A 25,881-nucleotide genomic window follows, 5' to 3' on the forward strand; every position below is an offset into this window, starting at 1 on the left:
GCTCAACGCGTTACGTTAGCGTTACGCAACGGCGATGTGTTTGGCTCAAAACCGGGTAAATAACGCAGCACTGACAAATCGTCAGAAGCGATGGCCGGTTTCTTCCCGGAAATCAGATCGGCCAGCAACTGGCCAGAACCGCAGGCCATCGTCCATCCCAGCGTACCATGACCGGTATTAAGATAGAGATTAGAGAGCGGCGTACGGCCAACAATTGGCGTGCCGTCCGGCGTCATCGGACGCAATCCGCTCCAGAACGTGGCCTGTTCAACATAACCGCCTTCAGGATAGAGATCGCTGACCACCATCTCCAGCGTTTCACGACGTGCTGGCAACAGTTTGGTGTTAAAACCAACAATTTCCGCCATGCCGCCCACGCGGATACGATCATCAAAGCGTGTGACAGCCACTTTATAGGTTTCATCCAGAATGGTAGAGACCGGCGCCGCATCCGGGTTTTTAATCGGAATCGTCAGCGAATAACCTTTCAACGGATACACCGGAATGCTGACAATATCTTTCAGCAGCGCGGTCGAGTAAGAACCAAACGCCACCACGTAAGCATCGGCTTTGATCACTTCATCACCACATTTCACACCGTAGATACGGTTACCTTCACGTAGCAGGTGATCAACCGGCGTATCGAAGCGGAAGGTGACGCCAGCGGCGGCAGCCATCGCCGCGAGGCGCTGGGTAAATAGCTGGCAATCGCCAGTTTCATCGTTTGGCAGACGCAAACCACCGGTCAGTTTGTGGGCCGTTGTCGCCAGCGCCGGTTCAACACTCGCCAGTTGGTGGGACTCCAGCAGTTGGTAAGGCACTCCCGCTTCTTTCAGCACCGCAATATCTTTGCTGGCGCTTTCGAATTGCTGGCGGGTGCGAAACAGTTGCAGGGTGCCGCCCTGACGTCCCTCGTAAGCTATCCCGGTCGATTCACGCAAGGCTTTCAGGCAGTCACGGCTGTATTCCGCAATCCGCACCATGCGACTTTTGTTTTCCTGATAGTGGCGCATATCGCAGTTGCGCAGCATGTTCCACATCCACTCCAGTTGGAAGCGACTGCCATCGAGGCGGATAGCCAATGGCGCATGACGCTGGAACATCCATTTAACCGCTTTGAGTGGTACACCCGGTGCGGCCCAGGGGGCAGCATAGCCGGGAGAAATTTGTCCGGCATTACCTGCGCTGGTCTCCAGCGCTGCCCCCGGCTGACGATCAATGACGGTAACCTCATGCCCGGCCTGCGCCAGGTACCAGGCGCTTGCGACGCCGACCACACCACTTCCCAGAATCACTACGCGCATAAGACCCTCGCCACCACCACAAAAGCATAATTGACCATATATTAAGCCTGGCACAGCATAACCAGACACCGGAAACCACCTCACATCTGACAGTATCATTTCACATGTTTTTTACCTTTCTGGTAACTAAAATCATGCCATCACGACAAAATCAGGATTTTTTATGCTGAAAAGTCATAAATCAGCAATTTATGATGCGGGAATCAGTCATTTTCACTTTTTTCAGGAGAAAGCGCCGCAGTCATACAATGCACTTATAATCAGAATAATATTCTGCAAAATAAAACCAAATCCATATTTGAAATTATGAAATCAGTTGCGAGGATTTTTTGAATGATTTTGTGCCAAAAGAATTCGTTTGAGTTCCGGTTTCGGATAAGCGACAGTGGACTATCATTGATGTGTTCGCTCAGTTTTTTTGGGCTGTCTTTCTCAGGATGAAGCCTTAAACGTTCGTGACAGGTGACATTCCGTTACCTGCCACTCTGCAAAACAGAGGTGCGCTATGACGACAATCTTTGACGAGCCAACCAGGAACAGTAAACGACTCAGTGACGGGCCTGACTGGACATTCGAGTTGCTTGATGTCTATCTGGCAGAAATTGACCGTGTAGCCAAACTCTATGGGCTGGATACCTATCCGCACCAAATTGAAGTAATCACCTCTGAGCAGATGATGGACGCCTACTCCAGCGTGGGTATGCCGATCAACTATGCCCACTGGTCCTTCGGCAAGAAATTTATTGAGACTGAGCAACGCTATAAGCACGGGCAACAAGGCCTGGCTTATGAGATCGTGATTAACTCCAACCCCTGTATCGCCTATCTGATGGAAGAGAACACCATGACGATGCAGGCGCTGGTTATGGCGCATGCCTGCTATGGTCACAACTCTTTCTTCAAAAATAATTACCTGTTCCGCAGTTGGACCGATGCCAGTTCGATTGTCGATTACCTGCTGTTTGCCCGTAATTACATCTCCGACTGTGAAGAACGTTACGGTGTAGAGGAAGTTGAGCGGTTGCTCGACTCCTGCCATGCCCTGATGAACTACGGCGTGGATCGTTATAAACGCCCGCAAAAAATCTCCTTACAGGAAGAGAAAGCGCGGCAAAAAAGCCGTGAAGAGTATCTACAAAGTCAGGTCAATACGTTGTGGCGTACCCTGCCGCGTAAAGAGAAAGAGTCGGTACAGGTTGAAGCCGCTCGCTATCCCTCTGAGCCACAAGAGAATTTGCTTTATTTTATGGAGAAGAATGCCCCGTTGCTGGAACCCTGGCAGCGTGAGGTGTTGCGCATTGTGCGTAAGGTTAGCCAGTACTTCTATCCACAAAAGCAAACCCAGGTAATGAACGAAGGCTGGGCAACGTTCTGGCATTACACCATCCTCAACCATATGTATGACGAGGGGAAAGTGTCGGAACGCTTCATGATGGAGTTTTTGCATAGCCATACCAACGTGGTTTTCCAGCCGCCCTATAACAGCCCGTGGTATAACGGCATTAACCCTTATGCTCTCGGTTTTGCGATGTTCCAGGATATCAAACGTATTTGTCAGTCCCCGACTGAGGAAGATCGTTACTGGTTCCCGGATATCGCCGGTTCAGATTGGTTAAAGACGTTGCACTTCGCGATGCGGGAATTCAAGGATGAAAGCTTTATCAGCCAGTTCCTGTCGCCGAAAGTAATGCGCGATTTCCGCTTGTTCACCGTGCTGGATGATGATCGTAACAACTATCTGGAAATTGCCGCGATTCATGACGAAGCCGGTTATCGGGCAATCCGCCAGCAGCTGTCGGCGCAGTACAACCTGAGTAATCTGGAACCCAACATTCAGGTTTACAACGTCGATCTGCGCGGGGATCGCTCGCTGACGCTGCGTTACGTACCGCAGCAACGTGCGCCGTTAGATAAAAGCCGCCGCGAAGTCCTGAAGCACGTACATCGCCTGTGGGGCTTTGATGTCATCCTTGAACAACAGAATGAAGATGGCAGCGTAGAACTGCTGGATCGCAGCCCGGCACGCGGTCCGGCGCTGTAAAGGTCACAAAAAAGCCGCCATCATGTTGATGGCGGCTTTTTATTGGACAAAAGGCAGGTTGAATTAACGCTTAGTCCCCAAATCATCCGGCATACTTTTCTGCATGCCATGCCAGATTTCACCGCTGCGGCGACCATAATCACGCACGCAATCGACAATCTGCTCCTGCGTCGGTTTAACCCCACACAGATCCGCCAGTTGACGGTAGAAACTGCGAGCCAACTCACGCGCTTCCGGATTGGAGAAGTAGTGGCGGCCAACGCGGGTATACAGACCTTTCAGTCCATTGAGGATCAAACCGTAGATCGGGTTACCGGAAGCAAATGCCAGACCACGGAATACACGATAGTCCAGCTCAGTGTAGGCATCTGCCTGATCCTCAGAATTCAGCGCCGTTTCCAGCACATCGCGCGCTTTGTCCGGATGATGACGTAAGGCACGGCTGATAAAGATAGAGGCAATATTGGTTCGTACCGACAACAGATTATCAATCAGCTGCGGCACGCTATCATGATCGAGCCTTGCCAGAGTTTCGAGAATGTTTAAACCTGATGTTTCCCAAAAATCATTCACCCGCGTAGGTTTACCGTGCTGGATGGTCAGCCAGCCATCACGCGCCAGGCGCTGTAAAACTTCACGCAGCGTAGTACGGGTCACCCCGATCAATTCAGAAAGCTCACGTTCGGCAGGTAGAATTGACCCCGGCGGAAAACGACTGTTCCAGATGCTTTCAATAATATACTCTTCAGCAAATCCTGCGGGGCTTTGCGCCTTAATCACCATAGCATTTATTTCTCGTTGCTTTCTTTATCGTAATTGGACTCATCATACCAGAGGGGCTATAGCGGATATAGCCTGGCAACCGATTAAAAGCGCGCGCTGCCGCAAATTTCCATATCATTTAATACCCACACGATCTCCATTTGCGTAGCACCTGGAGACGCATTACCCTTGGCAAAATTTATAACATGCAAGATCTCAGGGAGAGTCGATGGAACTCAGCTACGCGCAGGCCTTCAGACGCAATTTTCTCGGGCAATCACCCGAGTGGTACAAACTGACACTGATTACTTTTCTGGTCATCAATCCGCTGTTGTTCTTTTTTGTCAGCCCGTTTTTGGCGGGTTGGGTGTTGGTCGCCGAGTTTATTTTTACCCTTGGCATGGCGTTAAAGTGCCACCCACTGCTGCCCGGTGGCTTGTTGGCTGTCGAGGCAATTGCCATTGGCATGGCCAGTGCTGAACAGGTGAAAACTGAACTGGCCGGGAATATTGAAGTGTTGCTGCTGCTGATTTTTATGGTGGCGGGGATCTTCTTTATGAAACAACTGCTGTTATTCGTATTCACCCGTATTTTGCTGTCGATCCGCAGCAAAGTGCTGCTCGGCCTGACCTTCTGTCTTGCCGCTGCGTTTCTCTCCGCCTTCCTCGATGCGCTGACCGTACTGGCGGTGGTGATCAGCGTGGCGATGGGTTTTTATGATATTTATCATCGCGTGGCTTCGTCCGGGCTGCCGCACCATGAAGAAGTTGTCCAGCGGGAAACCCTGGAAAAATTTCGCGCCTTTTTGCGCAGCCTGATGATGCAGGCCGGTGTCGGCACCGCACTTGGCGGTGTAATGACAATGGTCGGCGAACCACAGAACCTGATCATTGCCCATGCCGCAGGGTGGAACTTCACAGAGTTTTTCCTGCGCATGGCGCCGGTTACCGTTCCGGTGTTGTTGTGTGGGATTATCACCAGCATTCTGGTGGAACGCTTCCGGGTGTTTGGCTACGGTGAAACGCTACCTGAGGCCGTACGCGCGATTTTACTGGAGAGCGACCGTCAGGCCAGTGAGCAGCGCACCCGCCAGGATACGCTGAGATTGTGGGTGCAGGCTTTGATCGGCGTTTGGCTAATTATCGCCCTCGCCTTTCATCTCGCCGAAGTTGGGTTGATCGGCCTTTCTGTGATTATTCTCGCCACCTCGCTGTGCGGGTTTACCGATGAACATACTCTCGGCCAGGCCTTTACCGAAGCTCTGCCCTTTACTGCATTGCTGGCGGTATTTTTTGCCATTGTCGCGGTGATCATTGACCAGCAACTGTTCCAGCCACTGATCCATTTTGTGTTGCAGGCCGACCCGGCCTCGCAACTCAGTTGGTTTTATGTGTTTAATGGTTTGCTGTCATCCATCTCGGATAATGTGTTTGTCGGCTCGGTGTATATCAACGAAGCGAAACATGCCTTCCAGAGTGGTGCGATTGATTTGCGTCAGTTTGAACTGTTGGCGGTCGCCACCAATACCGGCACGAATTTACCCTCAGTTGCTACCCCGAATGGTCAGGCAGCCTTCCTGTTTTTGTTGACCTCAGCACTGGCACCGCTGATTCGTCTCTCATATGGCCGCATGGTGTGGATGGCGCTGCCGTTTACCCTGGTGCTGTCACTGGTGGGATTTTTCTGCATCAATGAATTGCTGGTACCAATGAGTGATTATTTCATCCAGCAAGGTTGGCTTAGCACCACACAACTCTGAGGTTTTTTGGCCTGGATCAGGATAAGTCATTTTTATACATGATTTTTTCCTGCGTCCGGGCTGGCATGGTCACGCTTTTGGTTTACACTGCGAAACATTAATGGCTACAGGAAAGGCAATATGTTGCGATATTTGAACCAATGTTCGCGAGGACGCGGAGCCTGGTTATTGTTGGCACTGACGGCACTGGCTCTCGAACTGACTGCGCTCTTTTTCCAACACGTCATGGGATTACAGCCCTGTGTGATGTGTATTTATGAGCGTTGCGCACTGTTTGGCGTGATGGGTGCGGGTATTGTCGGAGCCATTGCGCCGAAAACCCCGTTGCGTTGGGTTGCGATTGTCATCTGGCTGTACAGTGCGATTCAGGGAGTTCGCCTCTCTTATGAACACACCATGATCCAACTCCATCCGAATCCCTTTGTCACCTGTGATTTTGCCGCGCGTTTCCCGACCTGGCTGCCACTGGATAAATGGTTGCCTGCCGTGTTCGTGGCGCGGGGTGACTGCGCCGCCATTGACTGGAGTTTCCTTGGCTGGAGCATGCCGCAGTGGATGATCGTCATTTTTGCGGCTTATCTGGTAGTTGGCCTGCTGGTGCTGATTGCACAGCCGTTCAAAGCCAAACGTCGTGATTTGTTTGGCCGTTAACAAATGAAAACAGGCAGCCTGAGCTGCCTGTTTTTTTAACCGTTACGGTCTGGCCGATCGATGATGTGATCTTCCCAATCCCGCACTTCACTCTCCCGCACCGCGATGTAACGCACTGAAATGCGTTGTGCATGCATGGCTTTCTTGGAACCTGCAACCAGCGGATGCCAGGCGGGTAATGTCTTCCCTTCACCGAGCAAACGATACGCACAGGTACGCGGCAGCCAATTGAAAGTGGTCAGATTTTCGCGTGTCAGCTTGATGCAGTCTTCTTCATATTCAAACCGCCGTTCGTAATTGCGACACTGGCAGGTTTTAATGTTTAGCTGATTGCAGGCGACGTTAGTGAAGTAAATTTCATCGGTATCCGCATCCTGCAATTTATTCAGGCAGCACTGCCCACAGCCGTCGCACAGCGATTCCCACTCTGCGTCGTCCATTTGGTCAAGGCGTTTTGTTTGCCAGAAAGGGTGATCAGTCATGATGGCGGTCCGGATTAACGTAAAGACCGCACCTTATAAAGGTTCAGGTGCGGTGATGCAAGTTTTACAGCACGCGCGTCGTAATACCGTGACCGGCCAGCGAGATCTCAAGTTTGTCACCAGAACGCATCGGGCCCACACCCTCTGGGGTGCCGGTAAGTACCACATCGCCCGCACGCAGCGTGAAATACTGGCTCATATAGGCAATCAACGGCAGAATTTTGTGGATCATATCTGCGGTGGTGCCATGCTGGCGAACTTCGCCATTCACCACCAGTTTCAGTTCGGTATCCTGTGGATTGCCGCTGAATTCAGCGGCCGGGATAAACCCAGACAGCGGGCAAGAGTTATCAAAACCTTTCGATTTTTCCCACGGCTGTCCCGCTTTTTTCAGACCAGCCTGGACATCACGCAACGTCAAATCCAGCGCCACACCGTAACCCGCGATGGCTTTCGCCACATGCTCTTCACTCGCCTGCTTCAGCGTGGCACCAATCAGCACCGCCAGTTCAACTTCGTGGTGGACTTCACCGAAATTCCCTGGAATCGACAGTGGCTGACGCAGATCGCACAGCGCGGTTTCAGGCTTGATGAACACCACCGGCTCGGTTGGCGTTGCACTTCCCATCTCCTTAATGTGCTTAGCATAGTTGCTGCCAACACAGACCACTTTACTGGCCGGGTAATCCAACAAAGCGCCCTGCCAGTTACGATGCTGATACATGCTATTCCCCTGCTTTAGTTTGCGTATGACGCCAGCCCTGCTGGCGCGTTGTGTTTGCTTCAGTGCCGGAACGTGGCACTGAGGGTCAATATATTAAGCTGGTTTGCGACTGCGGACTGTGCGGAAATTGTCAAAAGACGTTAATCAGATTCACTATATTGTCTGCAATAAGGGATTTAGCGCAGGCAAATAAATAAAGCTATCCATACAGATGATTAAATCTGGATATATTTACAGATGAATCCGAATTAATCTTTTTTGCCTTGCTGAAGATGTATGTTCAGCAGACTTTCCAGCGGGGGCGGCAATTGTAAATAATAGCCCTGATCGCTCAATGCCTGCTTTACTTTATTGATGTCTGCATTAGCCAGTTTGCCGCGTTTTTCCAGTGACAGCACCATTGCCAGCTGAGGTTTACCAAAGCCCCGCAGCAATTCTTCCGGCACGCGGGAAAAATCGTCTTTTTTTTCAACATAAAGATAAGTCTGGTCGCGTTGCGGGCTTCTGTAGATCACACAAAACATATTTTTTACTCGAATTAACTGATGGCGTCACTTGCCTGAATATAGCAGTAACTATAACATGCTTGCTGAACTTCGAATATTGACCGAGTGGTGTTAATGACGATTTTATCGGCATTCATCACCTGGTAGTGAAAACAGGACGAGTCAGGACAGATGTCGCAAATGCCAATCGAATTCAAGGGAAGCAGTTTTACCCTGTCAGTCGTTCATCTGCACCATTCGCAACCTGAGGTGATTCGTCAGGCGTTGCAGGACAAAATCGACCAGGCGCCTGGCTTTCTGAAAAATGCGCCCGTGGTGCTCAATGTGTCGGCATTGAACGGCGACATCAACTGGAAACAGATGCAACAAGCCGTCAGCGCAACCGGATTGCGTATCGTTGGCGTCAGCGGTTGTAAAGATGATGCGCTGAAAAAGATGATTGCGCGCGCCGGTTTACCGGTGCTGTCTGAAGGTAAAGAGAGCAAAAAGCGCACTGAAACGCCGGTTGCTGAAGCCGTCGCCGCCCCTGTTGTGGCTGAGACCGTCAATAAAACCCGCATCATCAATACGCCAGTACGTTCAGGCCAGCAGATCTATGCCCGCAATGCCGATTTAATCGTCACCAGCAGCGTCAGCGCCGGTGCTGAATTAGTTGCCGATGGCAACATCCACATTTACGGCATGATGCGCGGCCGCGCGCTGGCGGGTGCCAGCGGTGACCGTGACTGCCAGATTTTTTGCACCAACCTCGCCGCAGAGTTGGTCTCGATTGCCGGGGAGTACTGGATCATGGATCAGATCCCGGCAGAATTTTTTGGTAAAGCTGCGCGCCTGTGCCTCAAAGAGGGCGCGCTCACCATTCAGACACTTAATTAGGCCCCTTTTCTTTCGTTAAGGAAATCAACATTTATGGCACGCATCATTGTAGTTACATCCGGTAAAGGGGGCGTTGGCAAGACCACGTCAAGCGCGGCCATCGCCACTGGACTCGCGCAGAAAGGCAAAAAAACCGTGGTTATCGATTTTGACATCGGTCTGCGTAACCTCGACCTGATCATGGGCTGTGAACGCCGTGTGGTTTATGACTTCGTCAACGTTATTCAGGGCGATGCCACACTGAACCAGGCGCTGATTAAAGATAAGCGTACCGAGCAACTCTACATCCTGCCTGCGTCGCAAACCCGTGACAAAGATGCCCTGACCCGCGAAGGCGTTGAGAAAGTACTGAACGATCTGGCGACCATGGAGTTCGATTTTATCGTTTGTGACTCGCCGGCCGGTATCGAAACCGGTGCGCTGATGGCGCTCTATTTTGCCGACGAAGCGATTATTACTACTAACCCGGAAGTCTCTTCAGTACGTGACTCCGACCGTATTCTTGGCATCATCGCCTCAAAATCTCGCCGTGCAGAGAATGGCCAGGATGCCGTGAAAGAACACCTGCTGCTGACCCGTTACAACCCGGGCCGCGTCAGTCGTGGTGATATGTTGAGCATGGAAGACGTACTGGATATCCTGCGTATTCCATTGGTCGGCGTCATTCCTGAAGACCAATCGGTACTGCGCGCCTCTAACCAGGGCGAACCGGTGATCCTTGACGCGACCTCAGATGCCGGTAAAGCCTATGCTGATACCGTAGACCGCCTGCTTGGCGAAGAACGCCCCTTCCGCTTTATTGAAGAAGAGAAGAAGGGTTTCCTGAAACGCCTGTTCGGGGGATAACCAATGGCATTACTTGATTTCTTTTTATCCCGTAAGAAGAACACAGCCAACATAGCCAAGGAAAGGCTGCAAATTATTGTGGCTGAACGCAGAAGGGGCGACAGTGAGCCCCACTACCTGCCGCAGCTCAAGCGCGACATTCTGGAAGTGATTTGCAAGTATGTGAAGATTGACCCAGATATGGTGACCGTTCAGCTGGATCAGAAAGGAGATGATATCTCGATTCTGGAGCTGAACGTTACGCTACCGGAGACGGAAGAAGTCACCAAATGACGCTAGCGGTCTCCTGATTTTCCCCTGCGTTGTTTGCAGGGGAAAATACTGGATTTAGTGCGTCTGCAAAATCTCGTCGATGCGCGCCTTGAACAAATCGCCACGCCAGCCTGCGATTAATTCCGGTGTGCGTGAGGCATTTTTCAACCCCCAATGCACGCTCAACACCTGATTGATCTGACGACGTGAAGCCAGCAACTCCTGGCTAAAACCCGTCTCTTCGCTCACCTGCTGGACCAACGCTTTGATGGCTTTGAAGGTCTGCTTGTATTCCGGGTGATCAATCAGATTCCCCAGCGGTTGCGGCAACGTGCTTTCATCCTGCGCTTGCGCTTCGGCCACCATCGCCACCAGCGCTTTACCGTGGAAGCGGATTTCATGGCCATTCAGGCCCAGATGATCCAGTTCACCGAGACTGCCGGGCATAAAACGCGCCACTTTCCACAAGTTCTCTTCGCGCACCACGAAGTTCACCGCCATATCTTTCTGCCGCGCGATATTCAGCCGCCACGCCGCAAGACGCTGCAAAGCCGCCAACTGACGCGGGCGCAGTTGCCAGGCATTGGTGATATCACGCCAGGCATCTTCAGGCGCCAGCACATCCAGACGACGCTGGCATAAGGTGTCACATTCGCTCAGCGCTGCGGCCATGTTGCCTGCCGCTTCCGTTTGCGCCACCAGTTGATGGGCTATCGGCAGCAGGTAAGCGACATCCGCCGCCGCATATTCACACTGGCGCGCCGTCAGCGGACGCGCCAGCCAGTCAGTGCGCGCTTCACTTTTATCCAGCTCGATCTGATTAAAGTGCATCACCATCGCGGCAAAACCCCACGACAGAGGCTGCCCGGCAAAAGCCGCCAGAATTTGGGTATCGACCATCGGATCCGGCAGGCAGCGAAAACGATGCAGAAACACTTCGAGATCTTCACCACCCGCGTGCAGGAATTTGGTTACCTGGGTATCACGCAATAACGCAATAAACGGTGACCAGTCGCTAATGTTGAGAGGATCGATCAGGACCAATTGCTCGCCATCAAACAGCTGGATCAGGCCCAACTGCGGATAGTAAGTACGGGTGCGAACAAATTCGGTATCCAGCGCCACAGCGCTATGCTGCCGTGCTTTGTCACATACCGCCGCCAGTTGGTCATTTTGGTCGATCAGGGAATAATTCACGTTATGTTTTCGCTGCAACATACTTCGTGCAGCGCTCCATGTTAAAAGCAATAAAAACGCCGGACTTTGCCGGCGTTAACCTTTGAGCGAGGTGCGCACACTTACCCTTCCCGCTTCACCTCATCGCGCAACTCACGACGTAAAATCTTGCCGACATTAGTCTTAGGCAACTCGTCGCGAAACTCGATAATCTTCGGCACCTTGTAGCCGGTTAGCTGACGGCGACAGTGATCCAGCACTTCTTCTTTGGTTAAGGTGGGATCTTTCTTCACGATACACACTTTCACCGCTTCACCGGAAAGATCGCTCGGTACGCCAATCGCGGCGGCCTCTCGCACTTTCTCATGCTGCATCAGCACATCTTCGATCTCATTAGGATACACGTTAAAGCCCGACACCAGAATCATGTCTTTTTTGCGATCGACGATGCGGATAAAGCCTTCGCTGTCCACGGTAACAATATCACCGGTATGCAGCCAGCCATTTTTTAGCACTTCTTCGGTAGCTTCCGGGCGTTGCCAGTAACCGACCATCACTTGCGGGCCGCGTACGCAAAGCTCTCCCGGCTCACCCGGCAGGACATCATGTTCATCTTCATCGACGATACGCACATCGGTAGAAGGTACCGGTAAACCGATGCTTCCGGTATGGCAGGTGATGTCATAAGGATTCACCGACACCAACGGTGAACACTCGGTCAAACCGTAGCCTTCCAGCAGATAGTGGCCGGTCAGTTTCTCCCAGCGTTCAGCCACGGCTTTTTGCACCGCCATACCGCCGCCCGCCGACATCCGCAGGGTGGAGAAATCCAGCTTATTAAAGTTGGCATCGTTGAGCAGCGCGTTGAACAGGGTATTCACACCGGTAATCGCGGTGAACGGGAACTTAGCCAGCTCCCTGACAAAACCCGGGATGTCGCGCGGATTGGTGATCAACAGGTTCTGGCCACCCAGATCGAGGAACAGCAGACAGTTAACCGTCAGAGCAAAAATATGGTACAGCGGCAAGGCGGTGACCACGCACTCCTGTCCCGGACGCAGCAGCTTGCCATAGGTGGCTTTCGCCTGTTCGAGGTTGGCCTGCATATTGCCGTGCGTCAGCATTGCGCCTTTCGCTACCCCGGTGGTACCACCGGTATATTGCAGAAACGCCAGGTCATCATTGGTCACATCAGGGCGTTGATAAGTCAGTTGCTCCCCCTGCTGCAACGCCAGACGAAAAGAAACGGCACCTGGCAGATGGTATTTCGGCACCAACTTCTTCACATAGCGAACTACAAAATTAACCAGCGTTCCTTTGATGGGGGCCAGTTGATCGCCCATGCGCGTTAACATCACATGTTTAACCTGAGTCTCGGCCACGACTTTTTCTAAGGTGTGCGCAAAATTCGAGACGATGACAATCGCACTGGCACCGCTGTCGTTAAGTTGATGCTTTAACTCGCGTGGTGTGTAGAGTGGGTTAACATTCACTACCACCATGCCTGCACGCAGCACGCCAAACAGCGCCACCGGATATTGCAGCAGATTAGGCATCATCAGCGCAACCCGATCACCGGCTTTAAGCTTCAACCCCTGTTGTAACCAGGCAGCGAAAGCGCGACTTTGCTGGTCCAGCTGACGATAGGTCATCGGTTGACCCATGTTTACGAAAGCGACCTGATCGGCATAACGCGTTGCTGCATGCTCAAATAGATCGATCAAAGAGGTATAACGGTCCGCAGTAATTTCCGCTGGGACATCCGGCGGATAGCGTTTCAGCCAAACCTTAGTCAAAGATTCACCCCGAGATTCTTGTTGCGTAGCCATCGCAGCCTCTGCCATCAGTGTTGTTAACAATATTTTAACTGATTGTACCAGTTTGCCGGTGTCGACCTGTTCAGGTTGCGAGGCTCATCACTAAATTTCGCGCTTCGTTTGCGCACTCAATAAAAAGGCCCGTTCGCGTGCGCCGCGATCGGGCCGTAAATAACTGATTAAAAATAACTTATTCAGTCAGGATGGTTTCTACCTGTGCCGGACCACTATTGGACATGCCCCAGTAAGGGTTGGGTCCCCAATAGCCTGGATGATGGCGTGTCGGTCCGTAGAAAATCCAGGGATCGATAGGCTGCGGTGGCGTCATAACCTGCTGCGTTAAATGCCAGCGCTGATAACCTCTTACATCGATAACCACAAAATTATAGCTGGCCTGGCCGATCGTCCCTTTTTCTGTCCCTTTGATATTGCCCAGCACGGTAACGTACTGGTTTTTCACATCGGTCGGATCAACGAAGCCGTGAATATCGGCAAAAATACGACCGACCGATGCCGAACCAAGACGTGGTCGGGCGCTGTCATCCAATGGTTGGGTGGCAATTTCGAGGCGCGTCAGACCATTAAGATTGGTGACGTTTACCACTTTACCGCCGAAGCGCGACTCCTGGCCGACATAGAGCTGCGGCGCATTCATCACGCGTAATAGATCTTGCTGTGGAAGCTGTGAACTCCCTTTAATGGCATCCGGCACCGAAACACAACCGCTGATCAACAGCACGCAGGCTAACAGAGCGCCAGACATCCCTTTACGACTCATTGGCATAGCACTTCTCCTGTTATTTCTCAGATTAGACTGAGAGCGTAGCGATAAGTTGCGCGGTCCCTTAACGTCCCGGCAATTTTTTCCATGCCACTTCATTGCGCAGATATACGGGCTCGGCGTGTTCTACCGCTACCGTTTCTCCCCGTTGCCAGGCCGCAAGCGCCAACGGCAGCATATCTTCAGCAGCAGGTAACTGGACTTCGCTGGCGATCAGATGCGCACCGGGCGTGGTTAACAGCTGCGGATACGCCTGCCAACCGGTGCCAACCGTGGTCCACTCACCGCTCAGGCTGGCAATACGCGTCTGAGCGGCTTCCGGCGACAGCACGGCTTCGGTTTCTTCGCCGTGCCACTCGCCGTTCGCATCGCGTTGATACTCCGCCCAATAGACTTCGCCCATGCGTGCATCGATCGCCGCCAGCACACGCGTTGCGCCGCTCAGTCGCCAGGCGCCTTGCGCCATGGTGGCTAACGAGGAGACGCCAATCATTGGCAGATTCGCCCCCAGCGCCAGCCCCTGGGCGATACCGATGCCGATACGCACGCCGGTAAAACTGCCCGGCCCGCGTCCAAACGCCAGCGCATCCAGCGCCGTCAGCTCAAGTTGTTGCGCCTGCAACAACGCCTGTACCAGCGGCAGAATACGTTGAGTATGGTCACGCGGAGCGATTTCGAAACGGGAATCAAGCTGTTGTTGATTCAGCAGCGCGGCAGAACAGGCTTCTGTCGCCGTGTCCAGGGCTAAAATTCGGGCGGACATAACAACCTCGGGAGATTCAAAATGGCGCGCATCTTAACACAGGCTGACACAAATTAGTGACTCTCCTGCTCGCGGACAAAACGAATGGCGCGGTCAAGATCGCGGGTGCGCGGGGTAGGCGGCAAACTGTTGAGGAACAGCGCGCCATAGGGGCGAGACACCAGGCGCTGATCGCAAATCACCAGCACACCACGATCGTCGGTATCACGGATCAGACGGCCTACCCCCTGTTTGAGGGTAATTACCGCATCGGGTAACTGCACATCGTTAAACGGCTCACCGCCGCGCAGACGACAATCCTCCATGCGGGCTTTCAACAACGGATCCTCCGGTGAAGTAAACGGCAGTTTATCGATGATCACCAGTGACAACGCATCGCCCCGCACATCCACGCCTTCCCAGAAGCTGCTGGTTGCCACCAGCAAGGCATTGCCTGCCTCAAGGAATTGTTTCAACAGCTGACCTTTACTGGTTTCGCCCTGTAGCAGCACCGGTATGGTCATGGAGGCACGAAATTCCGCCGCCAGTTCACGCATCATCATATGCGAGGTACATAAAAAGAAGCAGCGGCCTTTGTTGGCATCAATCAACGGCTTCATCATCTGTGCCAACCGGCGCGCGCCACCGGGACGATTTGGCTCCGGCAGATGGCGCGGTACGCACAACAGCGCCTGGCGCGCATAATCAAACGGGCTGTTGAGGATCAGCGTTTTTGCTTTATCCACACCCAACCGGCTCGAGAAATGGCTCATCTGCTCATTCACCGCCAGGGTAGCAGAGGTGAAGACCCAGGCTGCTTTGCGATTGTCCATCACTTCGCGGAAACGTTCGGCAACCGAGAGCGGCGTCAGCGCGAGGGTAAAATGACGGCTGGAGCATTCATACCAATAGCTGAAGCCCGGTTCATCAATGGCACGTAAGCGTTTCAGGCGGGTACGATACAGGGCGGCGCGCTCAAAGGCGGCATCCAGCAATGCAGAACGCCCCAGCGATAACTTAATCACGTCGTAACAGAGTTCGAGTGCATCATCCAACAAGGTCAGCATGCGCATCACGTTATTATCGCTCAGCAAGTCGCGCAGGTTGCCGCGAAAGCCGGGTTCTCCCAATGTCAGGCGGAAATCCTGGGTGCATTGCGCCAGGCGGTCGGCGGATTTCTGCAACTGCTGCACATCACGCACTTCAGTACGGTAGGCAATAATGATGTCTTTGACTAAATCGAGGAGTTGGCGGCTGGAGAGTTGCTGGCCGAAATATTGGCTGGCGATATCCGGCAGCTGATGGGCTTCATCGAAAATCATCACATCGGCCTCGGGAATCAGTTCCCCAAAGCCCCCTTCTTTTACCACCAGATCAGCGAGGAACAAATGGTGATTCACCACCACCACATCAGCGTCCATTGCCCGTTTGCGGGCTTTCACCACAAAACAATCTTTGTACAGCGGGCAATCACTGCCCAGACAGTTGTCGTTGGTGCTGGTGACATAAGGCCACACCGGGCTGTCTTCTGCCACACCGGCACAGCTGCTGATATCGCCATCAATGGTTTCCGATGACCAGCCGCGCAACGTAATCAAATCGCCCAGCGCCTGGACGTTGAGATCCCCGCCGCTCTGGGTTTGCTGTTCCATCCGTTCCAGACAGAGATAGTTGGAGCGGCCTTTCAGCAAGGCGGTTTTGCCTTTGAACTTGAGCGCACGGGCAACGGTGGGTAGATCGCGATTATACAGCTGATCCTGTAACGCTTTGGAACCAGTGGAGATGATCACTTTTTTGTCAGCACGCAGCGCGGGTGCAAGATAAGCATAGGTTTTACCGGTGCCGGTACCGGCCTCCACCACCAGCTCACCGCCACTTTTTACCGCCTCTGCGACAGCCTGCGCCATCTCGCGCTGCGCTTCACGCGGTTTAAAGCCGGGAATCGCCTGCGCCAGCGCGCCGTCAGCTGCAAAATCGTCTGCCACACATCCTCACCGAAAATTCAAAAAAGTACTGTAATTATGTCAGGATTCTATTCATGCGACCACAACAGATGACAACCTGGCTGCGGTTATGGCAGGCTAGCGCTGCGATAAATAAGGAGAAAATCATGACCATTACGCGTATTGATCCAGAACACCGTATGTCGGAAGCTGTTATTCATAACCAGACGGTGTACTACACCAGCGTGCCAGAGAATCTTGATGAGGATGCAGAGGCACAAACCGCCAACGCGCTGGCCGTGATCGACGCCATTCTGACCCGTGTAGGTTCAGACAAAAGCAAAATTCTCGACGCGACTATTTTCCTCGTCGATAAAGCTGATTTCCCGGCGATGAACCGCGCCTGGGATGCCTGGGTGTCACCGGGCAATGCACCGGTGCGTTGCACCGTGCAGGCCGGTTTGATGAATCCGAAATATAAAGTCGAAATTAAGATCATCGCCGCGTTGTAAACTGATTCGGGCGTCAGACGTCCTCTTCGTCGTCTTCAAAGCGCGCCCGAATTTGTTCTCCCTGATGACTCTGACGAATTTCATGCGCGACCTGCGCAATCGCCTGGCCGCTGGCCATACCCCCTGCCATCAGTTCCTGAATACGTTCAACCGCCTGCTGCTGCTGTTCGTGAGATAATGCCGGAAGACCTGTAAACATGACTCGCTCCTGGGAAAAAGGGGACGCATTATTCCATGCGGAACAAACAGGTGCCAGCAACAAAAAAATGTGTCAGGCTTAGGTCTTTGTTGCTGTTATCTGATTTGTCTCATGATCGTAAAAACCCTCGCTCTCAATTATACGCCGGATACGCTGACGCACCTGTTTTCCACCCTTGCTCATCAGCCCTGGGCAATGCTGTTGACGTCGGGCCAGGCCGATCATGCTGATAACCGCTTTGATATTATGACCGCCGATCCGCGTGTAACCCTGGTGACCCGGGGTGACGTAACGGAAATCGTTCAGCAAGACCATATCCAGACCAGCCCGAATGATCCGCTGACGCTACTCCAGCAGCAGTGCGATGCATTCGGAGTTCAGCCCGCTTTTAATCCTGACCTGCCTTTTCAGGGCGGCGCGCTGGGATTATTTGGTTATGACCTGGGGCGTCGTTTCGAAACCTTACCTCAGCTGGCGAAGTCCGATCTCATTACCCCGGATATGGCGGTCGGCATTTATGACTGGGCGTTAATCGCTGACCATCAATTATGTCGCCTGACGCTGGTGTCACTGGATGATGCCGACGCGCGCTGGCAATGGCTGCAAGCGCAAAACGCCCCCGCTCAACAACCCTTTGCGCTAACCAGTGACTGGCAATCCAATCTGAGTTACGACGACTACACCCAACGTTTTGCCGCTGTGCAGGCCTATATTCAGGCAGGTGATTGCTACCAGGTTAATCTGGCCCAGCGCTTTCAGGCCAGCTATCGCGGTGATGAGTGGCAGGCTTTTCAGCATCTGAATGCGGCCAATCGCGCTCCCTTCAGCGCCTTTCTTCGGCTGCCGCACAGCGTGATTCTCAGCTTGTCACCGGAACGCTTTCTTTCCCTGCATCAGCAGGAAATTGAAACCCGGCCAATCAAAGGCACGCGCCCACGCCTGGCCGATCCTCACGCCGACCGTCGGCAGGCAGAAGAGCTGGCGCATGCCGAGAAAGATCGCGCAGAAAATTTGATGATTGTCGATCTGCTGCGCAATGATATCGGGCGCGTTGCCGAACCTGGCAGCGTCAGCGTACCTGAGTTATTTGTCGTCGAACCGTTCCCGGCGGTGCATCATCTGGTGAGTACCGTGCGAGCAAGGCTGCCCGCGCAGCTTGCCGCCACTGATCTGCTGCGTGCCTGTTTTCCCGGGGGCTCCATTACCGGCGCGCCGAAGATCCGCGCCATGGAGATCATTGAGGAGCTGGAACCACATCGCCGCAATGCCTGGTGCGGGAGCATCGGTTATATCAGCCTGTGTGGCCGCATGGATACCAGCATCACCATCCGCACACTTGTCGCCGAAAACCAGCAGTTATACTGCGCAGCGGGCGGTGGGCTGGTGGCCGACAGTGACGTCACCGCTGAATATCAGGAGACGTTGCATAAAGTGAATCGTATTCTTCCCAGCCTGCGAGAACTGGCCTGAAATGAACAGCGACCTGACTCTGGATCAATTCCTCAGCCGTTTTATGTTGCAACCGCCGGTGACACTGGCGAAAACGCCTGTTAATGGCCGGCGCGCTGCGGTGCTGGTGCCTGTTATTAACGATACAGAACCCGGGTTATTGCTGACGCGCCGTTCCAGTCGGCTCCGAAAACATGCCGGTCAGGTGGCTTTTCCTGGTGGGATGCAGGATGCCAGCGATGACTCGCTGATCTTTACCGCCCTGCGTGAGGCGCAGGAGGAAGTAGGTATCCAGCCTGATCAGGTGCAGGTGGTTGGCGTGCTGCCCGCAGTAACCAGCAGCACCGGTTTTGCCGTCACGCCGGTGGTCGGCATCATTCCCGCCGGGTTGCCTCTGGCGATTAATCCCGATGAGGTCGAAAGCGCCTTTTCCATGCCGCTGGCGGAAGCCTTGCGCCTTAGTCGCTACAGCGGTCTGACGCTACGTCGCGGCCAGCGTCAGCATCAGGTGTGGCTCTCATGGTATGAAGATTATTTTATCTGGGGCATGACCGCAGGCATTATCCGTGCGCTCGGTCAGCAAATTGCCCTGCCTGGTTGATGTACCCCTCGCTTGCCATTTCTTCCTGCACCGGTTTTGCCTCCTGCAATGGATAACTATTTCTGTGCTGTATAATTAGTTTATTTCATGCGAAAAGCTGCTCGTGTCTGCGCGCGTGCGATTACTATTAGCCGCATAAAACGGCCTGAGCCGTACAAAAATAAGCTTTGTGAGGAGTGTCACCGGTGATTAGTGTTTTTGACATGTTTAAAGTGGGCATCGGCCCTTCCAGTTCGCATACTGTCGGCCCAATGAAAGCGGGCAAACAGTTTGTTGATCTGCTGGCCGAACAGGGTAAGTTGCAGGACGTCACGCGTGTTGCGGTGGACGTTTACGGCTCTCTGTCGCTCACGGGTAAAGGTCACCACACTGACATCGCGATCATTATGGGTCTGGCCGGTGCCGCTCCGGATACCGTTGATATCGACAGCATTCCCGCTTTTATTCAGGATGTCGAACAACGCGAACGCCTGCTGCTGGCCAACGGTGCCCATGAAGTTGATTTCCCCCGCGAAGGCGGCATGGTGTTCCGTAGCGAAAACCTGTCGTTGCATGAAAATGGCCTGACACTGTTCGCTTTCGCTGGCGACCTGCTGATTCTGAGCAAAACCTATTACTCCATTGGCGGTGGCTTTATCGTTGATGAAGAGCATTTTGGTCAGTCCGTGCTGGACCAAGTCTCCGTGCCGTTCCCGTTCGATTCTGCTAAAGAGTTGCTTGCTCACTGTCGGCAGAGCGGCCTGTCACTGTCTGGCCTGGTGCTGAAGAACGAACTGGCGCTGCACAGCCGCGATGAAATTCATAGCTACTTCGCTAACATCTGGCAGACCATGCAGGCGTGTATCGATCGTGGGCTGAATACTGAAGGCGTGCTGCCGGGGCCACTGCGGGTGCCGCGCCGTGCGGCTTCGCTGCGCCGTTTGCTGGTCTCCTCCACCAAGCATTCTAATGATCCAATGAACGTGATTGACTGGGTCAATATGTTTGCGCTGGCAGTCAATGAAGAGAATGCCGCAGGTGGCCGCGTCGTCACCGCCCCGACCAACGGTGCCTGTGGCATCGTTCCAGCGGTGCTGGCGTATTACGATCACTTTATTGAAAGCGTGACGCCTGACATTTATATCCGTTATTTCCTCGCCTCCGGGGCCATTGGCATTCTGTATAAAATGAATGCCTCCATTTCCGGTGCTGAAGTGGGATGCCAGGGAGAAGTGGGTGTGGCCTGTTCGATGGCGGCCGCCGGCCTGGCGGAGTTGCTGGGCGCCAGCCCGGAACAGGTGTGTGTCGCTGCTGAAATTGGTATGGAACACAACCTTGGACTGACCTGCGATCCGGTCGCAGGTCAGGTGCAGGTCCCTTGCATTGAACGTAATGCCATTGCCTCGGTAAAAGCCATCAATGCGGCACGCATGGCGCTTCGTCGTACCAGCGAACCGCGCGTCTCACTGGATAAAGTCATTGAGACGATGTATGAGACCGGCAAAGATATGAATGCAAAATATCGTGAAACCTCGCGCGGTGGCCTTGCTATCAAGGTTCAGTGCGACTAACTCCCCCATGCAGTTGCTTTCTTCGGTGAGCAAAAAAACACCGATTGAACAATTTTATGCAACTGCTGCTACCTCCATCATGCTAAACCAGATAGAGTGATTTACGCGCGGCCCTCCCTGGCCGCGCTGCTTTTTCAGTACCGCTTTTTTTCCAGAGCCGTGCTAAACCTGGCCGCCGCTATGCCGATAACCCAGAAGTTCTTTGGCTTTATTCTTAGTCTTTGCAAGGTGGTTACTGATGCTCATAGCCCAGCAATTTGTTGGTCAATTTCGCCGTAAGCGATTGCTTATTGCGTTAGTGATCGCCGCGCTGGTTTTAATTCTTACGCTGACTTTTCGCTACATTGAAGAGAAGTCACGTATTGAGCAACAGTCTCTGGATTTTGCCTCTCGCGCCATTGAACGTTTTGATCGCATGTTTTCGCCGCTGGATGTCTCTGCCAATAACACCCTTGGCCTGGTCGGCGTGCCCTGCCCGCAAGTCCGTTTTCCGCTCATTGAAAAAATCGCCGCGCTGCAAACCGTCAGATCGATTCTGCTGGTGGAGAACGACACGCTTTACTGCTCCAGTATTTACGGCCCGCAAAATATCTCCTTCAGCCAGACTTACCCGGAACTGGCGATTAATAATGAACGCATGATGCTTACCACCGACGATTACCTGTTAAAAGGTTCTCCGGTATTGCTGCTGTGGACGCCTAAATCGCTGGATAATCGCGATGGTTTATTACAGGTCATTAATATCGAGTTAATGACCAATTATTTGCTTGAACCGCAGCTGCCGTGGGTGGAACGGGCAATTTTTAACGTGGGTGGACAAAGCCTGGAATATGGCAATCCGCTGATTGAACCGACGGTGCCCTCAGAAGATGAAGTCGCCTACGATCAGGCATCACTACGTTATCCCTACACCATTACGTTGTACGGTCCGTCACCGGCACGCCTGGCGCTGAGCACCCTGCCGTCTCAGTTGCCACTGGCGGTGCTGCTTAGCCTGCTGATGGGCTACATCGTCTGGCTGGCGACCGCCAACCGCATGAGCCTGAACTGGCAAATCAGTTATGGCATCACCGCAAATGAATTTATGGTTTATTGTCAGCCGCTGATTAACGCCAAAAGTGGCGAATGCGACGGTATCGAGCTGCTGTTACGCTGGCACAATCCCCGTCAGGGATGGATCGCTCCGGACGTGTTTATTCCGCTGGCCGAACGGCAAAATCTGATCGCACCACTCACCCGTTTTGTGATTGCTAAAGTGGTAGATGAACTACCGAATCTGCCGCACTGCTCTTCTTTCCATATTGCGATTAACGTTGCCGCCAGCCATTTTCACGATCGGGTGATTGTTGAGGACCTGCAACGAATCTGGTGGCCAGCCAACCCGTTACCGAAACTGGTGGTCGAGTTGACCGAACGCGATGCGCTGCCGGTGATTGATCAGGCGGTAGTTGCCCAGTTGCATGAGATTGGCGTCCGTCTGGCGATTGACGACTTCGGGACCGGGCACAGTTCGCTTGCCTATCTGAAAGATCTCAAACCCGATGTGCTGAAAATCGATAAGATTTTTACCGCCGCTATTGGCACCGATGCCATTAACGCCACCGTTACCGATATGGTGATTTCACTGGCGCAACGCCTGAACATCGCGTTGGTGGCGGAGGGAGTGGAGACTGCCGAACAGGCGCATTATCTGCGCGAACGTGGTGTCGACCATTTGCAGGGGTATTTCTATGCGCGTCCGATGCCGATTGAAGACTTCCCGGCCTGGCTGGAACAGCATCAGGCGCAGCTCAGCGCGTAATAGCGCGATAAATCGCGCCGCTACAACTGAATGAAAAAATTTGGCACCCGAAGGTGCCAAATTTTTATATTTCTTCATCCTCGTGCGGCTTGTCCTTTGTCACCCGCACTAAATCTACGCGGTAGTCAGTCGCTTCGATAATCTGGAAATGCAGCGGTGGCAAATCAATCACCTCACCCGGCACTGGCAATTGGCCTTTCTGATCAATCAGCAGGCCTGCCAGCGATGCATGATCGTCTTCAGCTTTAACCAATTCGTGATAATCCAGCAGCTGTTGCAGTGAGTGCAAATCCGTCCCCCCCTTCACCAACCAGCCCTCGCCATCGGCAATGATATCCGGTGTTTCATCTTCGTCCGGGAACTCACCGGCAATCGCTTCCAGTACGTCAAGCGGCGTGATTAAACCCTGGACCACGCCGAATTCGTTAGTGACGATCACAAAGCTGCCCTTCGCCCGACGCAACACGCCCAGCAGGTTAATCGGGTCCAGTGTTTCAGGCACCACAATCGGCGGGGTGTTGGCGGCAAAGGTCGCCACATCCATGCCATGCTCGAGAGCGACCAACAGCTCCTTGGCGCGAACCACGCCGATGATCTCATCCAACTCGCCGCGGCACACCGGGAACAGGCTGTGTGGTGTATCCAGCAACTGAATGCGAATTTCATCCACCGGACGTTCCACATCCACCCAAGAGATTTCACCACGCGGCGTCATGATGCTACGAATCGAGCGTTGCGCCAGCGTCAGCACACCGTTGATCATGTAACGTTCTTCGTCCTTAAAGGCTTCCTGCGGCATGGCTTCCACCAACGCCTGCTCTTCCGTCGTTACCGCCTGTTTACGCTGACGGCCTCCCATCAGACGCAGAATCGCTTCGGCGGTGCGTTCACGCATCGGGCGATGCGCCTGATGGCGGATAAAGTTACGACGCGCAATCTGGTTAAACAATTCGATCAGGATCGAGAAGCCAATCGCCGCATACAGGTAACCTTTCGGAATATGGAAACCAAAACCTTCCGCTACCAGCGACAAACCGATCATCAGCAGGAAGCTAAGACACAACACCACCACCGTCGGATGCGCGTTAACAAAACGGGTCAAAGGTTTTGAAGCCAGCAGCATCACACCCATCGCGATCACTACCGCCGTCATCATCACCGGCAGATGGTTCACCATCCCTACGGCGGTAATCACCGCATCCAGCGAAAACACCGCGTCCAGCACCACGATTTGTGTCACCACTGCCCAGAAGCTGGCATAGCTGCGGTTACCCTGATGCTCCAGATTGCGGTTCTCCAGCCGTTCATGTAGCTCCATCGTGGCCTTGAACAACAGGAACAGACCACCGGCCAGCAGGATTAAATCGCGCCCGGAAAAGCTGAAATCGCCTACGCTGAATAGGGGTCGCGTCAATGTCACCATCCACGAGATGAGTGACAACAGGCCAAGTCGCATTACCAACGCCAGCGACAGGCCGATCAGACGCGCTTTATCGCGCTGTTTTGGCGGCAGCTTGTCGGCCAGGATAGCAATAAAAACCAGGTTATCGATGCCGAGAACAATCTCCAGCACGATAAGCGTCAGCAAACCCGCCCAGATGGAGGGGTCGAAGAGAAATTCCATCAATGACTCCTTACCAGGGAAGCGTGCGAACGAAAACGGGCCTGCGCCACGCGGCGAGACAGCAAATCGTTAACGGATTGGATTACGCCATCAGGCGTGGATGCATGCGCCAGCAGGCGCTGTGAAGAGGTGAAGCGACGTCGGTGACGGTCCATAAAGGTGAGCTAATGCCCGGTACTCCTGAATAATAAACAGAACGTTAATGTATCAGTTACATCACCGGCGTCAAAAAATTTTCTTACATTTACAAACGGTAACAGCCTGAAAAAAGGGGAGATAAAAGCACAAATAGACACCGTTACGCTCTGAATTACTGACAAGCATCACATAATTTATTTTTTCACTCACTAAAATAAATCGCGACCTTATCGCTGTGTAGCGGAAAGTTTTAGGTTATTTATTGATGTTTTTCTTCATCTTAAACCGAAGCGATCCACAGGAAACAACAACGGTAATTTTCATCGATTCCCGGCGAAGCCAGAGAATCTCTCATGCGAACGGAGGTAGCAAGTGACCATTGCTATTGTAATTGGTACACATGGCTGGGCGGCAGAACAGCTGCTTAAAACAGCAGAGATGCTGTTGGGTGAGCAGGAAAATGTCGGATGGATTGATTTCGTGCCCGGCGAAAATGCAGAAACGCTAATTGAAAAGTATCAGGCCCGACTGGCGACAATGGACACCTCGAAGGGGGTGCTGTTCCTGGTCGACACCTGGGGTGGCAGTCCCTTCAACGCGGCGAGCCGCATCGTGGTGGATAAACCGGATTATGATGTCATTGCCGGTGTCAACATTCCGATGCTGGTCGAAACCCTGATGGGACGTGATGATAATCCCTCACTGGAGGAGTTAATTCACATCGCGGTCGAAGCAGGTCGCGAAGGTGTTAAAGCACTGAAAACCGAAACGGCTGAGCCTGCACCTGCCGTCCCCGTTGCCAAAGCTGCGCCGCAGCCGCAAAAACCGCTGGCCCCCGGCGAGCATATGAAGATTGGCCTGGCCCGCATTGATGACCGTCTGATTCATGGTCAGGTTGCAACCCGCTGGACCAAAGAAACCAACGTCACACGCATTATCGTCGTCAGCGATGAAGTCGCCAATGACCATGTGCGGAAAACGCTGCTCACCCAGGTGGCACCGCCCGGCGTCACGGCGCATGTGGTTGATGTCGATAAAATGATTCGCGTCTGGAACAACCCGAAATATGGTCAGGATCGCGTCATGTTGTTGTTCACCAATCCGACCGATGTGGAACGTATTGTGGAACAGGGCGTGGCTATCAAATCCGTCAATATCGGCGGGATGGCGTTCCGTCAGGGTAAAACCCAGGTTAATAACGCGGTCTCGGTTGATGAGAAGGATATTGCGGCGTTCCGCAAACTCAATGACCGTGGTATCGAGCTGGAAGTGCGCAAAGTTTCTAACGACCCGAAACTGAAAATGATGGACCTGATTGCGAAGGTAAATCCGTAATTCGCCATCT

24 protein-coding genes are annotated in these 25,881 nt (G+C 53.1%); 12 read left to right on the forward strand and 12 right to left on the reverse strand.

Annotated elements, in window-relative coordinates; all coding sequences use genetic code 11:
* Positions 1 to 2 precede the first annotated feature (2 nt).
* On the reverse strand, positions 3 to 1,304 hold the full coding sequence (locus AC6I8T_RS11345) for a D-amino acid dehydrogenase (protein WP_021183028.1): 1,302 nt from the start codon (positions 1,302 to 1,304) through the stop codon (positions 3 to 5).
* A gap of 505 nt (positions 1,305 to 1,809) precedes the next feature.
* Here AC6I8T_RS11345 and AC6I8T_RS11350 point away from each other — a divergent pair.
* The gene (locus tag AC6I8T_RS11350) at positions 1,810 to 3,345 is read left to right on the forward strand and encodes a SpoVR family protein (protein WP_036624998.1); all 1,536 of its coding nucleotides are present in this window, start codon (positions 1,810 to 1,812) and stop codon (positions 3,343 to 3,345) included.
* A gap of 63 nt (positions 3,346 to 3,408) precedes the next feature.
* Here the strand turns inward: AC6I8T_RS11350 and fadR are convergent, their stop codons facing one another.
* Positions 3,409 to 4,128 carry a fatty acid metabolism transcriptional regulator FadR gene (gene fadR / locus AC6I8T_RS11355; protein ID WP_208723548.1) on the reverse strand — a complete coding sequence of 240 codons (720 nt, stop codon included), beginning with the start codon at positions 4,126 to 4,128 and terminating at the stop codon, positions 3,409 to 3,411.
* Positions 4,129 to 4,336: 208 nt separating this feature from the next.
* On the opposite strand from fadR, the gene nhaB reads away from it, so the two are divergent.
* Together nhaB and dsbB are read left to right on the forward strand one after the other, a co-directional pair.
* Positions 4,337 to 5,866 carry a sodium/proton antiporter NhaB gene (nhaB, locus tag AC6I8T_RS11360; protein WP_208723549.1) on the forward strand — a complete coding sequence of 510 codons (1,530 nt, stop codon included), beginning with the start codon at positions 4,337 to 4,339 and terminating at the stop codon, positions 5,864 to 5,866.
* A 120-nt stretch (positions 5,867 to 5,986) separates the two neighbouring features.
* A complete protein-coding gene (dsbB, locus tag AC6I8T_RS11365; protein ID WP_036624994.1) occupies positions 5,987 to 6,517 on the forward strand; it encodes a disulfide bond formation protein DsbB in 531 nt (176 codons plus the stop codon).
* Between the two features lie 35 nt (positions 6,518 to 6,552).
* Here the strand turns inward: dsbB and ycgN are convergent, their stop codons facing one another.
* The 3 genes from ycgN to AC6I8T_RS11380 form a co-directional block, all read right to left on the reverse strand.
* Positions 6,553 to 6,999: a cysteine cluster protein YcgN gene (gene ycgN / locus AC6I8T_RS11370; protein WP_021183023.1), complete on the reverse strand. Its 447-nt coding sequence runs from the start codon at positions 6,997 to 6,999 to the stop codon at positions 6,553 to 6,555.
* Between the two features lie 64 nt (positions 7,000 to 7,063).
* A complete protein-coding gene (locus tag AC6I8T_RS11375) occupies positions 7,064 to 7,723 on the reverse strand; it encodes a fumarylacetoacetate hydrolase family protein (protein WP_021183022.1) in 660 nt (219 codons plus the stop codon).
* A gap of 248 nt (positions 7,724 to 7,971) precedes the next feature.
* Complete coding sequence (locus tag AC6I8T_RS11380; protein ID WP_208723551.1) at positions 7,972 to 8,247, reverse strand: YcgL domain-containing protein; 276 nt, start codon at positions 8,245 to 8,247, stop codon at positions 7,972 to 7,974.
* Positions 8,248 to 8,400: 153 nt separating this feature from the next.
* On the opposite strand from AC6I8T_RS11380, the gene minC reads away from it, so the two are divergent.
* The 3 genes from minC to minE are packed head-to-tail and all read left to right on the forward strand — an operon-like array spanning position 8,401 to position 10,224.
* The gene (gene minC / locus AC6I8T_RS11385) at positions 8,401 to 9,105 is read left to right on the forward strand and encodes a septum site-determining protein MinC (RefSeq protein ID WP_208723552.1); all 705 of its coding nucleotides are present in this window, start codon (positions 8,401 to 8,403) and stop codon (positions 9,103 to 9,105) included.
* A 33-nt stretch (positions 9,106 to 9,138) separates the two neighbouring features.
* Positions 9,139 to 9,951, forward strand: coding sequence for a septum site-determining protein MinD (gene minD, locus AC6I8T_RS11390; protein ID WP_021183019.1), 813 nt, complete (start codon positions 9,139 to 9,141; stop codon positions 9,949 to 9,951).
* A 3-nt stretch (positions 9,952 to 9,954) separates the two neighbouring features.
* Entirely contained in the window at positions 9,955 to 10,224 is a 270-nt protein-coding gene (gene minE / locus AC6I8T_RS11395) for a cell division topological specificity factor MinE (protein ID WP_013509389.1), read from the forward strand.
* Between the two features lie 54 nt (positions 10,225 to 10,278).
* Here the strand turns inward: minE and rnd are convergent, their stop codons facing one another.
* The 5 genes from rnd to yoaA all read right to left on the reverse strand — a co-directional run bounded on the left by rnd (position 10,279) and on the right by yoaA (position 16,704).
* Positions 10,279 to 11,400 (reverse strand): ribonuclease D, encoded by a 1,122-nt coding sequence (gene rnd / locus AC6I8T_RS11400; protein ID WP_497834294.1) that lies wholly within the window; start codon positions 11,398 to 11,400, stop codon positions 10,279 to 10,281.
* A 101-nt stretch (positions 11,401 to 11,501) separates the two neighbouring features.
* Positions 11,502 to 13,175 carry a long-chain-fatty-acid--CoA ligase FadD gene (fadD, locus tag AC6I8T_RS11405; protein WP_208723553.1) on the reverse strand — a complete coding sequence of 558 codons (1,674 nt, stop codon included), beginning with the start codon at positions 13,173 to 13,175 and terminating at the stop codon, positions 11,502 to 11,504.
* A gap of 211 nt (positions 13,176 to 13,386) precedes the next feature.
* Positions 13,387 to 13,980 carry a Slp family lipoprotein gene (locus AC6I8T_RS11410; RefSeq protein ID WP_208723554.1) on the reverse strand — a complete coding sequence of 198 codons (594 nt, stop codon included), beginning with the start codon at positions 13,978 to 13,980 and terminating at the stop codon, positions 13,387 to 13,389.
* A 61-nt stretch (positions 13,981 to 14,041) separates the two neighbouring features.
* Positions 14,042 to 14,740 carry a tRNA (adenosine(37)-N6)-threonylcarbamoyltransferase complex dimerization subunit type 1 TsaB gene (gene tsaB, locus AC6I8T_RS11415; RefSeq protein ID WP_208723555.1) on the reverse strand — a complete coding sequence of 233 codons (699 nt, stop codon included), beginning with the start codon at positions 14,738 to 14,740 and terminating at the stop codon, positions 14,042 to 14,044.
* A 53-nt stretch (positions 14,741 to 14,793) separates the two neighbouring features.
* Positions 14,794 to 16,704 carry a DNA repair helicase YoaA gene (yoaA, locus tag AC6I8T_RS11420; protein ID WP_415174525.1) on the reverse strand — a complete coding sequence of 637 codons (1,911 nt, stop codon included), beginning with the start codon at positions 16,702 to 16,704 and terminating at the stop codon, positions 14,794 to 14,796.
* A gap of 125 nt (positions 16,705 to 16,829) precedes the next feature.
* Between yoaA and AC6I8T_RS11425 the strand changes: the two genes are divergently transcribed.
* The gene (locus AC6I8T_RS11425) at positions 16,830 to 17,174 is read left to right on the forward strand and encodes a RidA family protein (protein WP_021183012.1); all 345 of its coding nucleotides are present in this window, start codon (positions 16,830 to 16,832) and stop codon (positions 17,172 to 17,174) included.
* Between the two features lie 13 nt (positions 17,175 to 17,187).
* Here AC6I8T_RS11425 and AC6I8T_RS11430 read toward each other — a convergent pair whose 3' ends face one another.
* Positions 17,188 to 17,373 (reverse strand): YoaH family protein, encoded by a 186-nt coding sequence (locus tag AC6I8T_RS11430; protein WP_021183011.1) that lies wholly within the window; start codon positions 17,371 to 17,373, stop codon positions 17,188 to 17,190.
* A gap of 111 nt (positions 17,374 to 17,484) precedes the next feature.
* Here AC6I8T_RS11430 and pabB point away from each other — a divergent pair, with 111 nt between their 5' ends.
* From pabB to pdeD, 4 genes are all read left to right on the forward strand, one after another.
* A complete protein-coding gene (gene pabB / locus AC6I8T_RS11435) occupies positions 17,485 to 18,843 on the forward strand; it encodes an aminodeoxychorismate synthase component 1 (RefSeq protein WP_497833828.1) in 1,359 nt (452 codons plus the stop codon).
* Position 18,844: 1 nt separating this feature from the next.
* Positions 18,845 to 19,423 carry a CoA pyrophosphatase gene (locus AC6I8T_RS11440; protein ID WP_208723557.1) on the forward strand — a complete coding sequence of 193 codons (579 nt, stop codon included), beginning with the start codon at positions 18,845 to 18,847 and terminating at the stop codon, positions 19,421 to 19,423.
* Between the two features lie 185 nt (positions 19,424 to 19,608).
* Positions 19,609 to 20,973 (forward strand): L-serine ammonia-lyase, encoded by a 1,365-nt coding sequence (locus tag AC6I8T_RS11445; RefSeq protein WP_208723558.1) that lies wholly within the window; start codon positions 19,609 to 19,611, stop codon positions 20,971 to 20,973.
* Positions 20,974 to 21,211: 238 nt separating this feature from the next.
* Positions 21,212 to 22,774 carry a cyclic di-3',5'-guanosine monophosphate phosphodiesterase PdeD gene (gene pdeD / locus AC6I8T_RS11450; protein WP_021183007.1) on the forward strand — a complete coding sequence of 521 codons (1,563 nt, stop codon included), beginning with the start codon at positions 21,212 to 21,214 and terminating at the stop codon, positions 22,772 to 22,774.
* A 64-nt stretch (positions 22,775 to 22,838) separates the two neighbouring features.
* Here pdeD and AC6I8T_RS11455 read toward each other — a convergent pair whose 3' ends face one another.
* Positions 22,839 to 24,398, reverse strand: a complete 1,560-nt coding sequence (locus tag AC6I8T_RS11455) for a TerC family protein (RefSeq protein WP_208723559.1) — start codon at positions 24,396 to 24,398, stop codon at positions 22,839 to 22,841.
* 510 nt (positions 24,399 to 24,908) lie between these two features.
* On the opposite strand from AC6I8T_RS11455, the gene manX reads away from it, so the two are divergent.
* The gene (gene manX / locus AC6I8T_RS11460) at positions 24,909 to 25,871 is read left to right on the forward strand and encodes a PTS mannose transporter subunit IIAB (RefSeq protein WP_208723560.1); all 963 of its coding nucleotides are present in this window, start codon (positions 24,909 to 24,911) and stop codon (positions 25,869 to 25,871) included.
* Positions 25,872 to 25,881 lie beyond the last annotated feature (10 nt).

This window comes from Pantoea sp. X-Soil-OKNW-556 (assembly GCF_059730695.1).